The following is a 20,608-nucleotide window of genomic DNA, read 5'->3' as shown; positions in this document are numbered from 1 at the left end:
TTGTAAGAAGGAACTGATGGAACGGCCAGTGGCCGTTTTCTTTCGGCAAATCAGTGGCCGTTTTCTCCCGGCGGATATTGGCCGTTTTCTCTCGTCACTTTTTGGCCATTTTCACCCGACGCTAACACCTGATCAAATGGCAATTCTTTTCAGCAAGCCAAAACTATCTGTTGAACAGATAAATCGTCTTATTCAACAGTGGACAGCTGATTCAGTTCTCAATATTGATCAGACGGGATTACTTTCTACTGCAAAAAGGGATAGGCCGTGGATTCATTATGATCGATGGTATTGCGAAGATGTTCATGGAACAATGCAGATTACATTGAGCAATTTGATCTATGTTGATTCTGTGAATCTTGAGCCAAGAATTCAAAATCAAATCAGAAAACTGGCTGCATTCAGTAATCCCGTTTTCTATAAAAATCAAGCTATGAACCTTTCAAATTTCGGACAGTCACGATACATATATCTTGGTGAAGATGTAAATGGATATATTGCAATTCCGAGAGGGTTGATGGGTGCATTGCTTGATCAATTAAAAGAATTCAAGATACCTTATCATATTGACGATCAAAGAAGAATTGGAAAGCCGATACATGTAAAGTTCAATGGCACTTTGAAGGATAATCAAAAACATGCTGCAAACGAGATGCTGTCTTTTGATAATGGAATTCTCAGCGCAGCTACGGCTTTTGGAAAAACAGTAGTATGCTGTGATCTGATGGCTGAAAAAAGAGTAAGTACATTGATCATTTTGGAGTCGTCTTCGTTAATTATACAATGGGAAAAGGCAATCAACAGATTTTTAATAGTCGATGAAGAAATCCCGGAGTATAAAACAAAGAGTGGAAGATTGCGTAAAAGAAAAAGCGTAGTTGGAATTCTGCAAGGGCAGAAAGATACTACAAACGGAATTATTGATATAGCAATGGCAGGGTCTGTTTTCAGGAAGAAACAAACATTTTCTCGGCTTCAGGATTATGGAATGATTATTGTAGATGAATGCCATCATGCTGCTTCAGAAACAATTCAAAGAATTCTTAGAGAATCTGCGGCAAAATATGTTTATGGTGCGTCAGCCACTCCGGTTCGGGAAGATGGTTTGACAAAAATAAACTATATGTTAATCGGTCCAATACGTTTTATATTTTCTGCAAAAGAGAGAGCTGCAGAGCAAGGGATAGATCATATTGTTATTCCAAGATTTACGCGTACTGTAAGTCTGAGAATCGGCAATCCAAAGATCAATGAGGCATACGAGATTATCAGAGATTCAAAAAATAGAAACAATCAGATCGTTTCAGACACCAAAAAATGTATTGATGAAAATAGAAGCCCGGCAATTTTGACGAAATATAAAGAACATGCCCATTTTCTGTATCAACAGTTGAACGGATATGCTGACCATACTTTTCTTCTGCTTGGTGATATGCCAGCTAAAGAGAAACGCTATGCCTACCAGAACATTAATGAAGTTCCTGCAGATGATACAATGCTACTGATAGCTACAGGTAAATTAGTAGGAGAAGGCTTTGACTGCCCAAGATTGGATACTCTGATAATGGCAACACCAGTAGCAGGAAAATCTGTAGTTGAACAATATGCTGGACGTCTAAACAGGGACTGTCCTGGGAAGCAGAATGTAATGGTTTATGATTATATTGACAGTCATATCCCGGTATTTGACCGCATGTACGGAAAACGCTTGCGTGCTTATAAGCATATTGGATACCATATTTATCAAAATGATAGTAAGCTCGGAAAGAAAAATCATGGCTTTATCTTTGATATGGATTCTTACCAAGAAACATATTTTCAGGATCTAATAAATGCTAATAAGGAAATCGTGATCAGCAGTCCAGAACTTTCTTCACGAAAAATCAGCAAATTGATTCAAACTCTGAAGCCGCTTCAAGAAAATGGTGTTTCTATAATCATTCTTACTTGGAAAACAAATTACGGAATCATGGAAAACAATGAAGCGAGAATGTATTTGCTAGATGAGCTTCGTTCTTCAGGTTTTGATCTTCGTCTTGTTGACGGCTTGACTGAGCATTTTTCAATAATTGATAAAGAAATATTGTGGTATGGAAGTATTAATTTTCTTGGCAAAGAAGATGCAGAAGATAATGTGATGCGAGTGATTAACCCTGAGGCCGCAGAAGAACTTCTTGAATCAGCCTTGAAGTAGATGGCGATATCTGAGCTCAAATATAGAGGAGGACAAACTTGGTCAGCACAATCCCAATAGCTCCGTATATTGGATGAAGCGGGCCTTAATCATCGATTGATCAGGTAGGTTTCACAGCTGTATTCGCCTTTCATTTGGATTGATAATCTGTATCCTGGATTTTCCTAATCATATTCTTCATGATACTCATCAGCATTCTGACATCATCATCTGGATCCAGGACCTGATAGCCACAGTGCCTGGTACAGTGATGCCGGGACAGAGCAGATCATGCTGATGGCAAAGGCTGCGATCGCAGATATGACCAATCCTTCTGGCATCCAGTTTTTGTAATCAGGTTTCATCAGATCTCCTTCTCACAGATAAGAAATCATGTATACTCTTATCAGTTAGTGCAAGCTAACTATAACATATTCACTGCTTTCTGAATCAGAAAAAACAAAGTAAATATGCGTTCAAAGATGTAATAAAAAATGACAATAATAGTGCTGCATACTGTGATGTTCCTGCATGAGGGGTTAGACTGAAAATGCGGGAGGCTGTTATTGATGTAGTGTCTGCGCTATGATGGAGCAGAAAGCAGGCAATTGGACATATGACTGAGACAAACAGCAGTGCATCCAGATGGGAAAAAATCAAAGAAAAGATCATGCAGGATCCCCGGAACCGCAGTTATACTGAGCGCGGTATACCGCCGATTCTGCAGGTCAATGCCCATGCACGCGTATTGATTGTCGGTCAGGCACCTGGCAGAAAAGTCGAGGAATCTCTGATTCCGTTTCATGACAAATCCGGAGACCGGCTGATGGCGTGGCTTGGCATTGATCAAGATACGTTCTATGGTGAAAAGATTGCCATCATGCCGATGGATTTCTATTATCCGGGCAAAGGAAAAACAGGTGATCTGCCGCCCAGAAAGTTCATGAGCGAGTATCATGAAGAGATTCTTGCCTTGATGCCGGAGATCCAGCTGACTGTACTGATTGGCAAATACAGCATTGACTATTATCTGAAGGACAGGAAAAAGAAGAATCTGAGAGAGACGGTGCATGCCTATCAGGAATATCTGCCATCCTTTTTCCCGATCGTACATCCCAGTCCTTTGAACTACCGCTGGCTGAAGGCCAATCCGTGGTTTGAAGAAGAGGTTGTTCCGGCTTTGCAGAAGGAAGTTGACAGGGCATTGCATATGAAATGAGCCAGCATGGTCTGGCTTTTTCTTTTCATTCAGCTTTGTTTCACAGGAAGCCATGCCGGCATGGAAAAATTGTTGTTGAATTCTTCCTTTTTCTGGCAATGAAAATTATTTCCCGGGTAACTTTCTGCTGGGAAATAACTGTGAAAAAAGTGTCATAGAAAGAATATGATACAGTAGGAAGAAACTGCAGTGTGATGGTCAGGAATCATTTCTCACTGGGGCTTATGTGGTATGATACCCCCTGTTAAAGATTGTGTTTACTGAAAGGGGAAACGATTGTATGTTCAGGATGTTTCTGCGGTATTTCAAGCCGCATATGAAGCTTTTTGTGATTGATATTATCTGTGCCGTGATGGTTGCCCTGATTGATCTGGCATTCCCGCTGGTATCCAGATATGCCATGAAGAATATGCTGCCAAACAAGGAGTACCGCCTGTTCTTCATCCTGATGATCTCGATGATCGGCTTCTATGTGCTGCGTTCTGTATGCCAGTATGTCATGACCTACTGGGGACATACCTTTGGCACTTATGTTGAGGCAGATCTGCGAAATGATCTCTTCCAGCATCTGCAGACACTGGATTTTGATTTCTATGATCAGAATCGTACAGGTCAGCTGATGAGCCGTCTGACGGGTGATCTGTTTTCCATGACGGAGCTTGCCCACCATGGCCCGGAAGATCTGATCATTTCGGTGCTGACCATCGTCGGCGCATTGATCTTCATGTTCCGCATGCAGTGGAAGCTTGCTGTGATCATTCTGATTCTGCTGCCGATCTCGGTACTGGTTGTGATGCGCAACCGCAAGGCTATGGCTGCAACCTCCGTATCCAATAAGAAACGTCTTGCTGAGATCAGTGCTGACATTGAATCCGGTATTTCCGGCGTGCGTACATCCAAGGCTTTTGCCAATGAAGAAGTTGACTATGACCGCTTTGATGCTTCCAATAAAGCCTACAGCAGGTCTAAGAGCAACTATTACAAGGCCATGGCCAACTTCAACAGTTCGCAGGAATTCTTCATGAGCATTACGCCTGTGGTTGTGATCATGGCTGGCGGTGTATTGATTATGAAGGGTGAGATGAATTATGTTGATCTGATCACCTTCACGCTGTTTGCCAACAGCTTCATCACGCCGATCCGCAAGCTTGCCCAGTTTGCCGAAGTGTTTACAGATGGCGTCGCCGGTCTTTCCCGCTTCTATGATCTGATGCAGGTGAAGCCGGATATCGTAGAGAAGCCGGACGCAAAGGATCTTGTCGTAAAGGATGGGACAATTGACTTTGACCATGTATCGTTCCAGTACAATAGCAGCCGCCAGATCCTTTCTGACATTACGCTGCATGTCAACAGTGGTGAGAAGCTTGCCATTGTCGGTCAGTCCGGCGGCGGCAAGACGACGCTGTGTTCTTTGATCCCGCGCTTCTATGATGTGACTTCCGGTGCCATCCGCATTGATGGCACGGATATCCGCGATGTGACCAAGCATTCTCTGCGTTCCAGCATTGGTGTTGTGCAGCAGGATGTGTTTATCTTCGCGGATACGATCAAGGAGAATATCCGCTATGGCCGGCCCGATGCCAGCGATGCCCAGATTATCGCAGCGGCTAAAATGGCAGAAATCTATGATGACATCATGGAGATGCCGGATGGATTTGACACGTATGTTGGTGAACGAGGCGTGCGTTTGTCGGGCGGTCAGAAACAGCGCATCTCCATTGCCCGTATCTTCCTGAAGAATCCAAAGATTCTGATTCTGGATGAGGCAACCTCCGCTCTGGATACCATCACGGAGCAGAAGATTCAGGCCAGCTTTGACAAGCTGGCCGTGGGCCGTACGTCCTTGGTCATTGCCCACCGTCTGGCAACGGTGAAAGATGCCGATCGGATTGTGCTGATTGATGAAGGAAAGATTGCTGAGATGGGTACGCATCAGGAATTGCTGGCAAAGAATGGTGAGTATGCAAGACTGTATAACACCCAGAAACTGTTTGAAAAGTAAAGATTCTGCTGTAATTGTGTGAAAAATCCATCTGGGGTTGTTCACATTGCAGATGGCGATGATAGAATAAGACAGGCAGAAATGTCTGTCTTTTCTTCATGCAGAGGCCGTTGACCTCTTTCGTGAGATAGATAAAATAAGATAGTATTTCTAGAGAAAAAGGAGAATAACAATGGCTATTGAGGCAGGAGATTTTAAAACAGGATTGACAGTAATCGTAGATGGCGACCCGTGGGTTGTCCTTGATTTCATGCATGTAAAGCCGGGCAAGGGTGCTGCGATTCTGAAGACAAAGATGAAGAATCTGAAGACTGGTTCCACACAGGAAAGAAACTTCAACGCAAGCACGAAGTTTGAGCCGGCCATGATCGAGAAGAAGACAGCACAGTATTCCTACAAGGATGGCAATACATACTACTTCATGGATCAGGAAACATTCGATACCTATGAGCTGGATGAGAGCAGAGTTGGTGACAACAAGTACTACATCATCGAAGGCATGGAAGTTGGTCTGATGTTCTTTGACGGCGAGCTGCTGTCTGTATCTGTACCGGACCGTGTAACACTGACAATTGCTGAGACAACACCGGCAATCAAGGGTGCTGCCAGCAACCAGACAAAGGATGCTGTGACAGATACAGGCCTGAAGCTGAGAATCCCGCAGTTCATTTCTGAGGGTGAAAAGGTCATCGTTTCAACAGCTGATGGCAAGTATTCCAGCCGTGCTTAATGGCATCTGCTGAAAAGAAGACCGTTCTGATCACCGGCGGTGCCAGGGGAATCGGCCACGCCATTGCGCTGGAACTGGCAGCCTGTGGATATCAGATTGCGGTTAACTATCACACTTCCAAAGAGCAGGCAGAATCACTGCAGAAGACCATTCAGGAAAAATGGGGGACACCGTGTCTGATCTATCAGGCAGATGTATCAAAGGAAGATGAAGTGGATGCGATGGTCAGCCGGATTGAGAAAGAACTTGGCGGTGTTGATATTCTGATCAACAATGCAGCGGTGGATCTTTCCAACCTGTTTCATCTGAAAACAGCAGAAGAATTCCGGCGCACCATGGATGTCAATGTCATCGGTGCCTATAACTGTGCTGTGCGGGTATGGCCGCATATGAAGCAGCAGGAATATGGCCGTATCATTAACATTTCATCCACCAATGGCATGAATACGTATTATCCCATGTCAGTGGATTATGATGCCTCCAAGGCGGCACTGAATTCTTTGACCCATGACCTGGCTGTACAGTTTGCGCCTTTTGTGCATGTCAATGCCATTGCCCCTGGATTTATCGGGACAGAGAGTGAGCTGGATGGCTATGATGAAGAATTCCTCAAAGAAGAAGAGGAAAAGATTCTGGTGAAACGCTATGGCAGGCCCGAAGAGGTTGCGCATCTTGTCAGGTTTTTGATCAGTGATGATGCGGATTATATCAATAATACGATTGTGCGCATTGATGGCGGACAGATGGGAAGTATTTGAAAAGGAGAATACTGTGGGGTACTCTCCTTTTTTGTATCTGCGTTTGGGATTTATTTATTTCTGCGGTTCACCATGCAGAACATGCTGAAGGGCAAGCAGGATGGACAGTCTGCCATAGGCATAGGACAGACCACCCTGCATATACAGGGTATAGGGCTCAATGACCGGTGCATCTCCACTGAGCTCAATGGTGCTTCCCTGCGTAAAACTGCCGCAGGCCATGACTTCATCAAACGGATAGCCAGGCATTGGTGCAGGTAATACTCTGACATAGGAATCAATCGGGGAAGAAGACTGCAGGCCCTGGGTGAAACGGACAAGATTTTCCTTTGTGGATAATTCAACCGTCTGAATAATATCCGTACGGTATTCATCATAGGCTGGGGAAACATTCTTGAAGCCAAGCTTTGCCAGCATGTATGAAGAGAAGACAGCTGTCTTCAGGGCATTGGCAACTGCTTCCGGAGCAAGGAAGACACCCTTGAAGAAGGCATTGTTCATGTTGAAGTTGGCACCAAGATCCTTGCCAATGCCAGGTGATGTCAGACGGTCCGCACACATGGCAATCAGATCCTTTCGGCCAGCAATATAGCCGCCGGTCGGAGCAATGCCGCCGCCAAGATTTTTCATCAGGGAGCCAACGATCAGATCAGCACCAACATGTCCCGGTTCCTTTTCTTCTACCAGTTCGCCATAGCAGTTGTCTACCATGATGATGACATCCTTGTTGACTTCCCGAATGGCTTTGATGATAGCCTCCAGTTTGGCAATCGTCAGTGATTTTCTGCTGGAATAGCCTCTGGATCTCTGGATTTCAACAAGTTTGACGTTGTTCTCTTTGACTCTTTCAACAATTGCATTCTGATCAAATTCATTATTGACGAGATCAATCTGCTCATATTTCACACCGAATGCTTTCAGGGACTGCGTGGAATCCCCGATCAGACCAATCATTTCCTGCAGGGAATCATACGGGGTGCCGGTGATGGAAATCATGGTGTCGCCTGGTTTGAGCATGGCAGAAAAGGCCAGGTACAGGGCGTTTGTGCCGGACATGATCTGCGGTCTTACCAGGGCATCCTCACAGCCAAGAATAGTAGCGAAGATGGCTTCCAGTTTGTCACGGCCGGTATCATAGTTGCCATAGCCATTGATATCCGCAAAGTCGGAATAGGATACCTGGTTTTCAATGAAGGCGGACAAAATGCGGTCGGCATTATACTGTTCCACCTTGTCAATCCGCTCAAACTGCGGCTTTATTTCTTTTTCTGCTTCTTCTGCCATTTTCAGCAGAGATGCATCAATCTGATCTGTAATCATTGCAAAACCTCCCAGCTGCATACCGGGCTATTGTACTCTGCAATTCGCCATAAGGCACCAAAAAGACAATATACAAGGGTATAATTACAATGTATGGATTCAGATAAACAGAAAAATCATGGTCTGGTGGAAAAATACCATGATGTAATACCGTATACGGTCTTCGGCGTGCTGACAACACTGGTCAATATCGTGACATACTGGCTGTTTGCGCATTTTCTGCATATTTCCATCATGACCAGTACAGTCCTGTCATGGGTGCTTTCTGTCCTGTTTGCCTATGTGACCAATCGAAAATGGGTATTCCGCAGTGATGCGGCTGCCGCCAGAGCGATCCTGCGGGAAATGTCACTGTTTTTCTCATGCCGCCTGGCAACTGGTGCACTTGACTGGCTCAACATGTTCCTGTTTGCCAAGACGCTTGGCTGGAATGATGTGTGGGTCAAGACGATTTCAAATGTCGTGGTGATCATTGTCAACTATGCCGCCAGCAAACTCCTGATTTTCCGGCACAGGGAAGGATAAAGGAATATGGAAGACGGTCTGTTTTATACAAATCATGCAAAGGTGCGTTTTCTGGATCATCTGTGCCAGCAGATTGACAATTGTCTTTCTTTTGCCTTTACGGTCAGTTTCATTAAGCGTGCCGGTCTGTCTTTGATTCAGTCCCATATCGAAGCGGCACTGCATCGCGGCGTACATGGCCGCATCATCACCTCAACCTATCAGAATTTCACGGATGTCAATTCACTGCTTTACTTTCTGCATCTGCAGAATCAGTATCCCGATCAGTTTGCCTGTCATCTGGACAATGAATGTTTTCATGATCTGAGCGGCAATGTGGCTGGTTTCCATTCCAAGGGATATCTGTTTACGTTTGCGGATGATGCGGAGCTGCTGGTCGGCTCTTCCAATATCACCGTGTATGCACTGTTGAAGAATGTGGAGTGGGACCTGGCTTCCCTGAAATCTGATCATCCGCAGACATGGGCACATGCATGCCATGACTTTGAAACACTCTGGAACGATACACTGCCACTGACAAAGACGCTGATCAGTCAGTATCACACAAGACTCTGTTATGCAGTGGAAAGATGGGATATGGACTATGCAGTTGCCAATGCAAAGATCCAGCCCAATGCCATGCAGAAGAATGCACTGAAACAGCTCAATCGCTTTCGCTGCATGGGAGAAGACAAAGCACTGATCATTGCCTCACCAGGATCCGGCAAGACGTATCTGGCTGCCTTTGATGCAGTCAACTTCAATCCCAGGCGTCTTCTGTACATTGTGCATGAAGGCTCTATCTTAAGAAAATCACTGGATTCTTTCCGCAATGTCATTGGCAGCGGGAAGCGCTTTGGTATCTATGACGGCACGCACAGGGAACTTGACTGTGATTTTCTGTTTTCTACCAACGTGACCATGGCAGCTCATCTGGAACTGTTTTCACCCAGTGAGTTTGATTACATCATCATCGATGAAGCCCATCATGCGACCGCATCTTCCTATCAGAAGATCCTGCAGTATTTCCATCCGCAGTTTCTGCTTGGTATGACCGCAACGCCGGAGCGCATGGATGGGGATGATGTGTTTTCTTCCTTTGGCAACAATGTGCCATATGAACTGCGTCTGCGGGATGCCATTGTACAGGGGCTGGTTGTGCCATTTCATTATTATGGCATCCGTGATGAACTGCTTTCCTACAGCGATGCTGCAGTCAAGGCAAGACTGTTCAGTGAGCAGTGTGCATCTGAAGAAAACTGTGAACTGATTGTCAATGAGATTGAAAAACACCGTAAACCTGGTGAAAAGCTGAAAGCACTGGCATTCTGCCGGGATGTTTCTCATGCCATCATGATGGCACAGGCACTTTCTGATTATTACGACACACAGTATCTGACCGGCCGCAATAGTGTCGGTGAGCGTATTCGTGCGTATCATGATCTGCAAAGCGATGATGAAAAGCTCGAGATCCTGTTTACGGTTGATATTCTCAATGAAGGCGTGGATATTCCGGGTGTAAACATGGTGCTGTTTCTGCGGCCTACGCAGTCTTCTACCATCTTTCTGCAGCAGTTGGGAAGAGGCTTGAGAAAGTATCAGGACAAAGAATATGTCACAGTGCTGGACTTCATTGGCAATGACTACCAGCGCAGCAGCCAGATTGCTTTTGCTTTGGGCAGTCTTTCACAGAACTTTGTGCTGGAAAAACAGTTGGTTGGCAGTCTTGTCAAAGATGATTTCAGGCAGATTGGCATGGAGGAATACGGTGTTGAGATCCATATCGATGATCTGTCCAAGAAGGAGATCCTGGATCAGCTGGATCATATCAACTTCCATAACAAGCGGTTTGTGCAGCAGGACTATGAGAATTTCAAGAAGTATATTGGGGAAAGCTCTTATCCCTGCCACATGGATTATCTCAATAACGAGTGTGCACCGGATCTGCTGCGGTTCATGAATATGAAAGGCGCCCATGGCAAAACAGGATCCTATTATGGTTTTCTAAAGGAAATTAATGAGCAGAATCTACCTTCATTCAGTGAAGAGCAGCAGGGCTATATCAAAGACGTTTCTGAATTTCTGCCGCTTGTGCGTCCACAGGAATATCTGGTGCTGCAGAGACTGCTGCCAACAGGAAAAGAAGATATAGAAGAGGTCCGAAAATATGTGGATGACAATGCGCCATATACAACTGCATCGATTTTCCAGCATGTGCTGTTGGTTCTGCAGGACAGAAAACTGGTTTATATCCAGAAAAATGAAATATCCATTCCAGATGGCATTCTGAATGTGGAAATGAGACAGTATCTGGAGGATCTTTTGCAGTATGGCATTGCCAGATATGAAAACGAGTTTGGCGACAAAGATCCTTCTGATACCTTCTGTATCTGGGGCAAGTACCGCAAGGCACAGATCAAGCTGCTATTGTTGAAGAATACACATGACATCATGCTGGGAACGGACATTTATGATGGTACTGTCTATGCCTATGTCACCGTCCATAAAGCATCTGATATCAAGGATGATCTGCGTTATGCGGATGGCTTTCTGGATCCACAGACCTTCTTATGGGAAACCAAGGCAAATCTGAAGCAAAAAGAGCTGGATTCTCTGTGTGCTGCTTCCCATATTGAGCTGTTTGTGCGCAAGGTAGAGGCGGAAGATGGACTTGCACTGCCATTTACCTATATTGGCAGTGGAAAGATGCATCTGATTCCTAATTCAAGACAGGATAATGGATCCTGGCAGTTTCGTGTTGAGATGAAACAGAGAGCACCACAGGATCTGTATTTTGACTTCCAGCTGCCAAAGGGATGATCAACTGCAATAATATATGCCAAACAGCTTCTAAAATCAGGCAGAATCAACGCATTGTATTCCTGGCTGCATTATCAATCTTATAAAATGACGAATTGACAGTTCATAGAAGTTATCTTAATATTTAATTGAAATTCGGCAAAATCAAAAAATGCCGAAATACGATTAAAGCTCAGGAGGGGTTATTATGTCTCAAATGATAGTTCTTCCAAATGACCAAAAAATATTTTCCATGCATGAGCTTAAGAGCGAGGGCCTTTCTGAGTATAAAATTCGTAAACTGGCAAGTGAGAAAAAACTGATTAAGCTGAACAAGAGCTATTTTGAAAATGCTGAGTATACAGGAGCGGAATCTGATTTCTATTATGTAAAAGCATATGCGCCAGAAGGCATTATTTGCCTGCTTAGTGCTGCAGTCTACTATCAACTGACAGTTTATATTCCAGATGCAGTAGATATCGCTATTCCAAGAAAAGCAAAGATTTCTGCTGTGCCGCAATGGCCGCAGTTCAACGTCTATTATTATACGGAGCAAAGATATAGACTCGGTATCATGAATGTTAGCGAGGGCAGAAATGGTTTTCAAATTTATAATGTTGAAAAAACGGTTGTCGATATTATTTATTACCGAGAGCAGGTTGGAATTGAAGAAACCAGAGAAATTCTGGAAAACTATTTGCGCCGAAAAGATCGGAATATCAATCTGCTTATGAAATATGCTGAACTAATGAAATGCGAGAAGGTCACAAGACAGTATCTGGAGGTCCTGGTATGAAAAATGCAGTATCTGTAAAGGACAGACTGAAAAATCAAGCTGCAGCGAGTGGAAAAACGATGCAGGAAGCATTGTAAACCTGAGAAGAGCAGAATCACTATCAAAAAAGCATGGCATGTGCCATGCTCAGTCGTGATTGAGAATACCGCAGTCCTGGATTGCCTGGACTGCTTTTTTGATCTTTTCAGGAGGCAGTACCAGAGCGAAACGGACATATCCTTCTCCTAAGGGGCCAAAGGAGGATCCTGGTGTGCAGATGACGCCGCTCTTGTCCATCAGATCCAGGCAGAACTGCATGGAGGATTTGTACCAGGAAGGGATTGGTGCCCAGACAAACATGGTGCCTTTGGAGTCCGGTACATCCCAGCCGATGCTGCGCAGACCGCCGCACAGTGCATCACGGCGTTCCTGGTATTTGTGTTTCTGTTCTTCGACCATGTCAAGAGGTCCTTCCAGTGCAGCGATGGCTGCTTTCTGCAGCGGCATGAACATGCCGAAGTCGTACTGGCTTCTCAGCTTTTTGAACATCTGGACAACTTCCGGGTTGCCTACCAGGAAGCTCAGTCTTGCCCCGGTCACATCAAAGCTCTTGGAAAGAGAGAAGAATTCAACACCATTTTCAATTGCCCCTGAATACTGCAGGAACGATTTGCCTTCAATGCCATCAAAAATAATGTCAGAGTAGGCATTGTCATGGATGATCAGGACATTGTGCTTCTTTGCCCAGGCAATGATCTCCATGTAGTTTTCATCATTGCCGATGGAGCCGGTCGGGTTGGAAGGCAGCGAGACAATCATAAACTTTGCCCGGTCTGCCACATCATCCGGAATGGTTGAAACATCCGGCAGGAAGTTTGTCTCTTTGGTCATCGGATAATAGAACGGTGTCAGTCCGGCCATGTTGGCACAGGTGATAAAGGCTGGATAGCAGGGAGTAGGCAGAATGCATGTGTCGCCTTCATCTGCCAGCACCATGCCGATATGGGCCATGCCTTCCTGTGATCCCGGGCAGCTGGCAATCATATCCGGTGTCAGGTCCACATGGAATCGTTTGTGATAGTAGTGGATGACGGCCTGGACAAGCTCGTCACAATCGCGCAGTGTATATTTCCAGTTAGCTGGATCTTTGGTTGCTTCACACAGGGCATCGCGGATATGCTTTGGCGTTTCAAAGTCCGGTGTACCGACAAACATGTTATACAGTGTACGGCCCTGTTTCTGCAGGGCAATGGTTTTTTCGTTCAGAGAAGCGAATATTTCATCGGGAAAGCGTTCCATGCGTTTACTGAAGTTCATACAATCCTCCAATTCATTTGATTATTCTGCTGTACCATATTACACTGCATGGATACGATATGCATGGGAAAGTGGTGATCAAATGAATCGTCTGCCATCAATTCACTGGAAACAGATTGTTCCGCTGGCCATCATATGGTGGCTGATTTTAGTGAGTATCTGCCTGCCGTATACACTGGCACGCTCAATGCAGCTGGAAACAGTAGGCCTGCATGTTGCATGGCGAATCAATGATGTTGTCAATGAAGCCTATCCGGATCTGAATATCGATACGGCTGTGACAATGCAGGAAAAGTTTACGAAAGAACGGGCAGTTGGCTATCTGTTGGATCACATGATGCAGCAGGTGGTTTCCAACACCGTACATCGCAGGGGTCTGGTCCCGGTTGATCCAAACGAAGCAGAAGTGAATCGTGTTGTTAAAGAAACAAATAAGATCTGCTACAAGTATGCCGGTCATGAGATTGATGCCTATCAGGATGAATTGAAGGCGGCGGTATCTGATGCGGCTGGTGCCATGGCAGATTATGCCAGCGGCTTACTGATGGGCAATGGCAGATTGTTTGGACTGATTTATGTCTATAACGGCTTTACAAGCTGGATGTTTCAGACTGTTGCGGCTGCAGCGGTGCTTGCCATTCTGTATGTACAGAGTGAAAAGAGTTCTGCGGTGATGGCAGCGTCCATGGGGACGATGATGCTGGCAGGCGGGGCTCTGCATGACCTTGTGGGCCTGGTGCTGAAACTGCTGTTTCCTGCCTTATCCAACACATGGCTGGGCAGGACGATGTCTTTGTCTGTCTCTGCCTGGATGGTATATGGTCTTGCAAGCATGGCCTGTGGTACTTTGTTTCTGCTGATTTTCCGTTTTATGAAAAAACGGACCGTTTTGTAAAAAGTCTGCTATCATAGCTGCTGTTTTGAGGTGGAATGATGGAAGAAACAAAACGACTGTTTTCGGATGCATATTTAAAGAAACTGATTGTGCCGCTGATCTTTGAACAGACGCTGGCAATCACCGTCGGTATGGCCGATACGATGATGGTGTCTTCGGTTGGTGAAGCAGCGGTATCCGGTGTTTCCCTGGTAGATCAGATCAATAATCTGATGATTGCCGTACTGGCTGCTGTAGCTACCGGTGGTGCAGTGGTAGCTGCGCAGTATCTTGGCGCAAAGCAGAAGGAAAATGCCTGCCGCAGTGCCAAACAGCTGCTGTATACACTGATCTTCTTCGGCGTTGTACTCATGGCTGTATCTTTACTGATCAGAAAACAGATCCTGCGTCTGTTCTTTGGCTCGATAGATGACACTGTTATGCAGGCAGCTCTGATCTATTTCGTGATTACCGGTCTGTCCTTCCCGTTTCTGGCAATCTATAATGCCGGTGCTGCCTTGTTCCGCTCTATGGGAAACTCCAACATTTCTCTGCGTATCTCTTTGATCATGAACATCATCAATATCGCAGGCAATGCCATCTGCGTGTTTGCTTTACATATGGGCGTCGCCGGTGTTGCCGTGCCATCACTTGTTTCAAGAGGAGTGGCTGCAGTGATCGTTACAATTCTTTTGCTGGACACCACACTGCCTGTGCACTATGAGAAAGAACGCTTCCATCTGGATGGCAATATGATCCAGCGCATTCTGTACATCGGTATTCCTTCCGGCATTGAAAATGGCATCTTTGAACTTGGCAGAGTCATTGTCGTGTCCCTGATTGCGACCTTTGGCACTGTGCAGATTGCGGCTAATGGCGTTGCCAACAATCTGGATGGGGTAGGCTGCATCATTGGCAAGGGTATGGGCCTGGCTATGATTACGGTCATCGGCCAGTGTGTCGGTGCCCGGAATGAAGAACAGATCCAGTTCTATACAAAGAAGCTGATGAAGATTACGTACATCGGCACGTTCCTGCTGGATATCACGATTCTGATTTTCTTAAAGCCATTGCTTTCGATTTATGGCCTGCGGACAGAGACACTGCATCTGGCATGGATTCTGGTTATGATCCACAATGGCTGCGCAATCCTGCTGTGGCCGCTTTCCTTTGTATTGCCGAATATGCTGCGGGCGTGCAATGATGTCCGCTATACGATGGTTGTCTCCCTGACCAGCATGTTCATCAACCGGATTGTATTCTCCTGGATTCTGGGCTTGCATTTTGGCATGGGTGCAATTGGTGTCTGGATTGCCATGATCATCGACTGGATCTGCCGGATTGTGTTCTTTGTCGGCAGGTATAAGGCAGGTACATGGAAAAAGACAATGTATCGGCTGTCATGATGCGATTGTTAGATAAGTTAATTTTTTAACTTTTATAAAAGTGGGACAAACGCTTTCATGCCTGCTATGATTTCTTATGCATGAGCCATTTTTATGGCGATGGAGGCAATAGTTAACATGAGTGTTTATGGATTTGGTCAGATGATTGAGAAGCTGAAGGCTTCTCCCAAGACGATTGTTCTGACAGAAGGCAGCGATCCGCGTATTCTTGAGGCTGCATCCCGTCTTTTGGCCAGCAACTTCCTGAAGCCGATTCTGCTTGGCAATCCGGAAGAAATTGCAAAGGCATCTGAAAAGGCAGGCTTTAATATTCATGGTGCCCAGATCATTGATCCGGAAAACTATGAGGATTTTGATGAGATGGTTGCCCAGTTTGTGGAACTGCGCAAGAACAAGGGCATGACACCGGAGAAGGCCAGAGGCATTCTCAAGAGTGCCAACTACTTTGGTACGATGCTTGTCAAGATGGGTAAGGCTGACTGCCTGCTGGGCGGTGCTACATATTCCACAGCAGATACAGTGCGTCCTGCTCTGCAGATCATCAAGACAAAACCGGGCAGCAGCATCGTTTCTTCCTGCTTCATTCTGGTAAGACCGGCAGTATCCGGCGGCAATGAAGTCATTGCCATGAGCGACTGCGCCATCAACATTGATCCAAGTGAGGACGATCTGGTTGAAATCTGCGGTCAGACCATTGAATGTGCAAAGGTATTCGGTATTGATCCGAAGGTTGCCTTCCTGTCCTATTCCACCAAGGGCAGCGGCAAGGGTGATTCCGTGACCAAGATGCAGAATGCCACAAAGAAGGCAAAGGAAAAGTATCCGAACGAGCAGATCGATGGCGAGCTGCAGTTCGATGCGGCTGTGGCACCGCGTGTTGCCAAGCAGAAGGCACCGGGCAGTGATGTTGCAGGTAATGCCAACACCTTCATCTTCCCGGATATCAATGCCGGCAACATCGGTTACAAGATTGCCCAGAGACTTGGCAACTTTGAAGCATACGGCCCGATCCTGCTCGGTCTGAATGCGCCGATCAACGATCTTTCCCGCGGCTGCAATGCTCTGGAAGTCTATTCCATGGCAATCATTACCGCAGCTCTTGCCTGAGAAAGACAGTCATTACATCTCAAGGAGGCCAAATAGGCTTCCTTTTTGCGTTTTGTTTCCAAACTTTACACAAAATTGCTAAACTGTACTCGATAAGGGGACACATTTATGATCAGGATTGCAATCAGCTGTGGTGAAGGATTTTCCAGCGGCTTTCTAGCTAACCGCCTGGAACAGGAAGTGAAGGATCATCATCTGGAAGATCGGGCAAGCTTTATCCGCATTCCGTACATCAATCTTGCAGCAAGGCAGAATGAGGTGGATATTGCCATGGTCATGCCGCACATTGAGTGGAAGGTGAGAGCCGACAAGACCCAGTACCGTATTCCTTTGTATGTGATTCCGTTCAAGGTGATGATCAAGCCGACGGTGGAAGATTATATTGAGGATGCCGAAGATATCCTGAAACTGGCGAATGGCAAAGGCGGCCGGGTCCGTTTCCCTGAAGAAAAGCGCACGGCCGATGTGACACGGCTTTGTTCACACCGGAAATGGCTTGCAGAAAGAAGTGAAAAGCAATGATTTATCTGACCGGGGACACCCACGGCGGCATTGATTTAAGAAAACTGACAGATAAAAGACTGCTGGGACTGAGCCGGCAGGACTATGTTATCATCTGCGGCGATTTTGGCTTTATTTACAACTGGAAGAAAGAATCCCGCAAGGAAAGAAGCTGGCTGAAATGGTTTGAACGCCAGCCGTATACACTGTTGTTTGTGGATGGCAATCATGAATGCTTCCCGCGTCTGTATGACTATCCAGAAATAACATGGCATGGCGGCAAAGTTCACGTCATTCGTGATAATGTCATGCACCTGATGCGGGGTGAGATCTTTGACCTGGATGACAATACCATTTTTGCCATGGGCGGTGCCCGCAGTCATGACCGGGGACCTGTTGCTGGTGATACCAAAGCGGTGGAAGGCCGTTTCTGGTGGCCGCAGGAGATACCGGATGAAGCAGAAATGCAGCATGGCCTGGATAATCTGGCTGCCCATGGCAGTCATGTGGACTACATTGTTACGCACTGTCTGCCCGGCTCTTTGCAGCAGCGCATCAAGCCTGCCTTTGGCATTGATCCATTGAATACATATCTGGAACAGATCATGGCCAGCACAACATACACACACTGGTATTGCGGCCATTATCACATTGACCAGGACCAGCCTCATAATATTTCTGTATTATTCAACCGTCTGGTGGAGCTTGGTGAGACTGTATCAGCTTCTCTGCCACGGGCTGGTGAGCCGATTTACCGCCGTGAAAATAAAGTCGGTTTTTTCCAGGATGGAAAGTACACGGAAGGTACGATCACGGGTATTTATCCATGGGGAAAGGCCCGTGTCAAGGATCAGCCGGTCTATGATATCAATGTCAATGGCATTGTGGTTCCGTATGTGAAGGAATCAGATATTGCTGGATATGGCCGGGAAGAATGAAATCAAAGCCGGCGCGCTGGTGATGTTCCGGCAGGGAAATACGCACCTGTATGGTGAAGTGATACAGGATGAGGAAGAAGGATTTGCTATTTGTCTTGTGCAGGCATATCATAACCATCATCTTCATCTGTTTCAGGTACAAACAGATCAGATTCTGCATGTTTATTCAGAAAGGGGACAGTCATGAAGCTGGATACATCTTATTCCATTCCAACATTGATGATGCTGACTGTCTTTCTGATGCAGTATGTGCTGCGGCCGAGGCTGAAGATCGACCGCACACGGATCTATATGAAACTGCTGGCGGTGGATATGGCTGCCAGTATCGTGGATATCTGGTCGACGCTGCTCGATGCCAATCCATCGATGTTCTCCAGCAGCATACTGCAGATTGCCAATGTTCTGTTCTTTGCACTGTTCATTGCCAGAACGCAGATCTTCCTGAATTATCTCATTGCTTTATGCGGCCGGCTGCACACGGGCAATAAAGTATTTCTTGACGCAGCCAGGATCTTCTTTGTGGCATGTGAAGTGATTGTGCTGTCTTCACCCTGGAGTCATGCTGTATTTGCAGTTGATCCCTCCGGTTACCATCAGGGAGTCTGGTATGACCTGGTCTATGTGCATCTGTATGTGACTGCAGCAGCAGGTTTTCTGCTGATGGCGAAAAACAGAAATCATCTGGAAAAGCAGGTCTGGGTCAGAGCATATGTGTGTCTGACAATGCTGTCTGTTGGCGGCGTTGTACGTGCTTACAGCCATACGCTGATGATGAATATGGTGTTCCTGCTTTGCATCTTTGTTTTGTATGACGGCATCGAGAATCCGGATCATTATCTTGCTTCACGTGCCAATACCTTCAACATCGTTGCGTTCCGGCAGCTGTATGATGAACTGCTGTTCAAGCATAAAAGCTTTTATATCACAGGCTTCTATCTCAAGAATTATAACTATCTGCGCTCCAGCTATGGCTCCAGGCTGTCTGATGAAGGCTTACATCAGGTGGGTATGTGGCTGCATCAGATCAAGCCGCATGTGCCTGCGTTCTATCTGCATCACGGCCGTTTCCTGCTGCTTGGCTCTCAGGAAGAATTGGCAGATCTGCCAGACCTGATACAGAAGCGCTTTGCGTCCAACTGGCATGTCAACAATTCAGATCTGATTCTGGATACAGACAGAATTGAGATCAGTCCGGATGTATATTTCAAAAACAGTGAGCAGTTCATGGATGCCATGGACCTTGCCCTTGTCCAGCATGGCAATGGCCCGATTGTCATCAATGAAGATGTCTTCAGGATGAGTGAGAGGCGCAATGCTGTACAGCGTCTGGTCGCGCGGGTTCTGCAGAATCATGAGATTCAGGTGTATCTGCAGCCGGTTGTCAATGCCGCAGATGACAGAACGGTTGGTGCAGAGGCACTGTCCAGACTGTATGATGATGCGATGGGCATGGTATCACCAATGGAATTTATTCCGGTGGCAGAGCAGATGGGCCGCATTGATGATTTCACGTTACAGGTAGTCGACAAGGTTGGTGCCTTTATCGAGGATGGAGGTCTTTCACGCTGCCATATTAACTGGATCAACATCAACCTGTGTCCTTTGAACTGTATGAACCGCAGCTTTCCTGATGAACTGCATGAGGTTTTGCAGAAGCATCATGTCAGTCCGTCTCAGGTACATCTGGAGATCACCGAAGAGGCCATGGTTGACCGCGTTGTATTGCGGCAGATGATGGATAAGATGATTGCCATGGGCTATTCATTCTCGCTGGATGACTATGGCTCCGGGTATTCCAATGCCTCAAGACAGATGGAGCTGCCGTTTGAAAATGTCAAACTGGATCTGTCTGTAGTAAGAGAATACATGAAGACCGGCAGTAAGCTTGTGCCGGCACTGGTTCTTGTTCTGCAGCATGATCATCTTTCGATTACGGCAGAAGGCGTGGAAACATTTGAAATGGCGCAGAAGATGAAAGAGATTGGCTGTACGTATCTGCAGGGGTATTTCTACAGCAAGCCTGTGCCGATGGCAGAGTTTGAACAATGGTGTCAAAAAAGGGGCTGTAACAGTTGAATAAGCTGTTACAGCTCATTTTTTTGCGCTTGCACATATTTTCGCTGTATATCTATCAGTGCAAACCAAAAGCCGATTTATTCATGTGAAAAATATGCATAATATCCAT

The 20,608-nt window shown here is 46.0% G+C and carries 17 protein-coding genes; 15 read left to right on the top strand and 2 right to left on the bottom strand.

Annotation, left to right across the window (positions count from 1 at the left end):
• From MOZ60_RS09665 to MOZ60_RS09645, 5 genes are all read left to right on the top strand, one after another.
• Positions 1–2,194, top strand: a 2,194-nt coding sequence (locus tag MOZ60_RS09665; RefSeq protein ID WP_370596505.1) for a DEAD/DEAH box helicase family protein, incomplete at its 5' end; no start/stop codon positions are given.
• Between the two features lie 595 nt (positions 2,195–2,789).
• On the top strand, positions 2,790–3,392 hold the full coding sequence (locus tag MOZ60_RS09660) for a uracil-DNA glycosylase family protein (RefSeq protein ID WP_370596504.1): 603 nt from the start codon (positions 2,790–2,792) through the stop codon (positions 3,390–3,392).
• Between the two features lie 280 nt (positions 3,393–3,672).
• The gene (locus MOZ60_RS09655; protein WP_370596503.1) at positions 3,673–5,394 is read left to right on the top strand and encodes an ABC transporter ATP-binding protein; all 1,722 of its coding nucleotides are present in this window, start codon (positions 3,673–3,675) and stop codon (positions 5,392–5,394) included.
• A 172-nt stretch (positions 5,395–5,566) separates the two neighbouring features.
• Positions 5,567–6,124 (top strand): elongation factor P, encoded by a 558-nt coding sequence (gene efp, locus MOZ60_RS09650; protein ID WP_108775082.1) that lies wholly within the window; start codon positions 5,567–5,569, stop codon positions 6,122–6,124.
• Positions 6,124–6,882, top strand: a complete 759-nt coding sequence (locus MOZ60_RS09645) for an SDR family NAD(P)-dependent oxidoreductase (RefSeq protein ID WP_370596502.1) — start codon at positions 6,124–6,126, stop codon at positions 6,880–6,882. Before efp ends, MOZ60_RS09645 begins: the two co-directional genes overlap by 1 nt.
• A gap of 54 nt (positions 6,883–6,936) precedes the next feature.
• Here MOZ60_RS09645 and MOZ60_RS09640 read toward each other — a convergent pair whose 3' ends face one another.
• Positions 6,937–8,202 carry a methionine gamma-lyase family protein gene (locus MOZ60_RS09640; RefSeq protein WP_108775080.1) on the bottom strand — a complete coding sequence of 422 codons (1,266 nt, stop codon included), beginning with the start codon at positions 8,200–8,202 and terminating at the stop codon, positions 6,937–6,939.
• A gap of 93 nt (positions 8,203–8,295) precedes the next feature.
• Between MOZ60_RS09640 and MOZ60_RS09635 the strand changes: the two genes are divergently transcribed.
• From MOZ60_RS09635 to MOZ60_RS09625, 3 genes are all read left to right on the top strand, one after another.
• Positions 8,296–8,727: a GtrA family protein gene (locus tag MOZ60_RS09635; RefSeq protein ID WP_277653358.1), complete on the top strand. Its 432-nt coding sequence runs from the start codon at positions 8,296–8,298 to the stop codon at positions 8,725–8,727.
• A gap of 6 nt (positions 8,728–8,733) precedes the next feature.
• On the top strand, positions 8,734–11,526 hold the full coding sequence (locus MOZ60_RS09630) for a DUF3427 domain-containing protein (RefSeq protein WP_370596501.1): 2,793 nt from the start codon (positions 8,734–8,736) through the stop codon (positions 11,524–11,526).
• Between the two features lie 187 nt (positions 11,527–11,713).
• Complete coding sequence (locus tag MOZ60_RS09625; RefSeq protein WP_370596500.1) at positions 11,714–12,301, top strand: type IV toxin-antitoxin system AbiEi family antitoxin domain-containing protein; 588 nt, start codon at positions 11,714–11,716, stop codon at positions 12,299–12,301.
• A gap of 126 nt (positions 12,302–12,427) precedes the next feature.
• Here the strand turns inward: MOZ60_RS09625 and MOZ60_RS09620 are convergent, their stop codons facing one another.
• On the bottom strand, positions 12,428–13,597 hold the full coding sequence (locus MOZ60_RS09620; RefSeq protein ID WP_370596499.1) for a pyridoxal phosphate-dependent aminotransferase: 1,170 nt from the start codon (positions 13,595–13,597) through the stop codon (positions 12,428–12,430).
• A gap of 82 nt (positions 13,598–13,679) precedes the next feature.
• Between MOZ60_RS09620 and MOZ60_RS09615 the strand changes: the two genes are divergently transcribed.
• The 7 genes from MOZ60_RS09615 (at position 13,680) to MOZ60_RS09585 (ending at position 20,499) form a co-directional block, all read left to right on the top strand.
• Positions 13,680–14,492, top strand: coding sequence for a hypothetical protein (locus MOZ60_RS09615; protein ID WP_370596498.1), 813 nt, complete (start codon positions 13,680–13,682; stop codon positions 14,490–14,492).
• A gap of 35 nt (positions 14,493–14,527) precedes the next feature.
• Entirely contained in the window at positions 14,528–15,877 is a 1,350-nt protein-coding gene (locus tag MOZ60_RS09610) for an MATE family efflux transporter (RefSeq protein ID WP_370596497.1), read from the top strand.
• Between the two features lie 117 nt (positions 15,878–15,994).
• Positions 15,995–16,984 carry a phosphate acetyltransferase gene (gene pta, locus MOZ60_RS09605; protein WP_108775074.1) on the top strand — a complete coding sequence of 330 codons (990 nt, stop codon included), beginning with the start codon at positions 15,995–15,997 and terminating at the stop codon, positions 16,982–16,984.
• 108 nt (positions 16,985–17,092) lie between these two features.
• Positions 17,093–17,506, top strand: coding sequence for a hypothetical protein (locus tag MOZ60_RS09600; RefSeq protein WP_370596496.1), 414 nt, complete (start codon positions 17,093–17,095; stop codon positions 17,504–17,506).
• Entirely contained in the window at positions 17,503–18,423 is a 921-nt protein-coding gene (locus MOZ60_RS09595; protein WP_370596495.1) for a metallophosphoesterase, read from the top strand. Before MOZ60_RS09600 ends, MOZ60_RS09595 begins: the two co-directional genes overlap by 4 nt.
• Positions 18,407–18,610 carry a hypothetical protein gene (locus MOZ60_RS09590; RefSeq protein ID WP_370596494.1) on the top strand — a complete coding sequence of 68 codons (204 nt, stop codon included), beginning with the start codon at positions 18,407–18,409 and terminating at the stop codon, positions 18,608–18,610. Before MOZ60_RS09595 ends, MOZ60_RS09590 begins: the two co-directional genes overlap by 17 nt.
• A complete protein-coding gene (locus MOZ60_RS09585) occupies positions 18,607–20,499 on the top strand; it encodes an EAL domain-containing protein (protein ID WP_370596493.1) in 1,893 nt (630 codons plus the stop codon). Before MOZ60_RS09590 ends, MOZ60_RS09585 begins: the two co-directional genes overlap by 4 nt.
• The last annotated feature ends 109 nt before the right edge of the window (positions 20,500–20,608 follow it).

Origin of the sequence: Grylomicrobium aquisgranense (assembly GCF_033971865.1) — a bacterium.
GTDB lineage: Bacteria > Bacillota_I > Bacilli_A > Erysipelotrichales > Erysipelotrichaceae > Bulleidia > Bulleidia massiliensis.
This window is presented reverse-complemented; position numbering and strand designations above follow the sequence as displayed.

What these genes read in the sequence shown, in the direction of transcription:
- MOZ60_RS09660 (WP_370596504.1), top strand. Translation starts at nt 2,790, where the DNA reads ATGACTGAGACAAACAGCAGTGCATCCAGATGGGAAAAAATCAAAGAA.
- MOZ60_RS09655 (WP_370596503.1), top strand. Translation starts at nt 3,673, where the DNA reads ATGTTCAGGATGTTTCTGCGGTATTTCAAGCCGCATATGAAGCTTTTT.
- efp (WP_108775082.1), top strand. Translation starts at nt 5,567, where the DNA reads ATGGCTATTGAGGCAGGAGATTTTAAAACAGGATTGACAGTAATCGTA.
- MOZ60_RS09645 (WP_370596502.1), top strand. Translation starts at nt 6,124, where the DNA reads ATGGCATCTGCTGAAAAGAAGACCGTTCTGATCACCGGCGGTGCCAGG.
- MOZ60_RS09640 (WP_108775080.1), bottom strand. Translation starts at nt 8,202, where the DNA reads ATGATTACAGATCAGATTGATGCATCTCTGCTGAAAATGGCAGAAGAA.
- MOZ60_RS09635 (WP_277653358.1), top strand. Translation starts at nt 8,296, where the DNA reads ATGGATTCAGATAAACAGAAAAATCATGGTCTGGTGGAAAAATACCAT.
- MOZ60_RS09630 (WP_370596501.1), top strand. Translation starts at nt 8,734, where the DNA reads ATGGAAGACGGTCTGTTTTATACAAATCATGCAAAGGTGCGTTTTCTG.
- MOZ60_RS09625 (WP_370596500.1), top strand. Translation starts at nt 11,714, where the DNA reads ATGTCTCAAATGATAGTTCTTCCAAATGACCAAAAAATATTTTCCATG.
- MOZ60_RS09620 (WP_370596499.1), bottom strand. Translation starts at nt 13,597, where the DNA reads ATGAACTTCAGTAAACGCATGGAACGCTTTCCCGATGAAATATTCGCT.
- MOZ60_RS09615 (WP_370596498.1), top strand. Translation starts at nt 13,680, where the DNA reads ATGAATCGTCTGCCATCAATTCACTGGAAACAGATTGTTCCGCTGGCC.
- MOZ60_RS09610 (WP_370596497.1), top strand. Translation starts at nt 14,528, where the DNA reads ATGATGGAAGAAACAAAACGACTGTTTTCGGATGCATATTTAAAGAAA.
- pta (WP_108775074.1), top strand. Translation starts at nt 15,995, where the DNA reads ATGAGTGTTTATGGATTTGGTCAGATGATTGAGAAGCTGAAGGCTTCT.
- MOZ60_RS09600 (WP_370596496.1), top strand. Translation starts at nt 17,093, where the DNA reads ATGATCAGGATTGCAATCAGCTGTGGTGAAGGATTTTCCAGCGGCTTT.
- MOZ60_RS09595 (WP_370596495.1), top strand. Translation starts at nt 17,503, where the DNA reads ATGATTTATCTGACCGGGGACACCCACGGCGGCATTGATTTAAGAAAA.
- MOZ60_RS09590 (WP_370596494.1), top strand. Translation starts at nt 18,407, where the DNA reads ATGGCCGGGAAGAATGAAATCAAAGCCGGCGCGCTGGTGATGTTCCGG.
- MOZ60_RS09585 (WP_370596493.1), top strand. Translation starts at nt 18,607, where the DNA reads ATGAAGCTGGATACATCTTATTCCATTCCAACATTGATGATGCTGACT.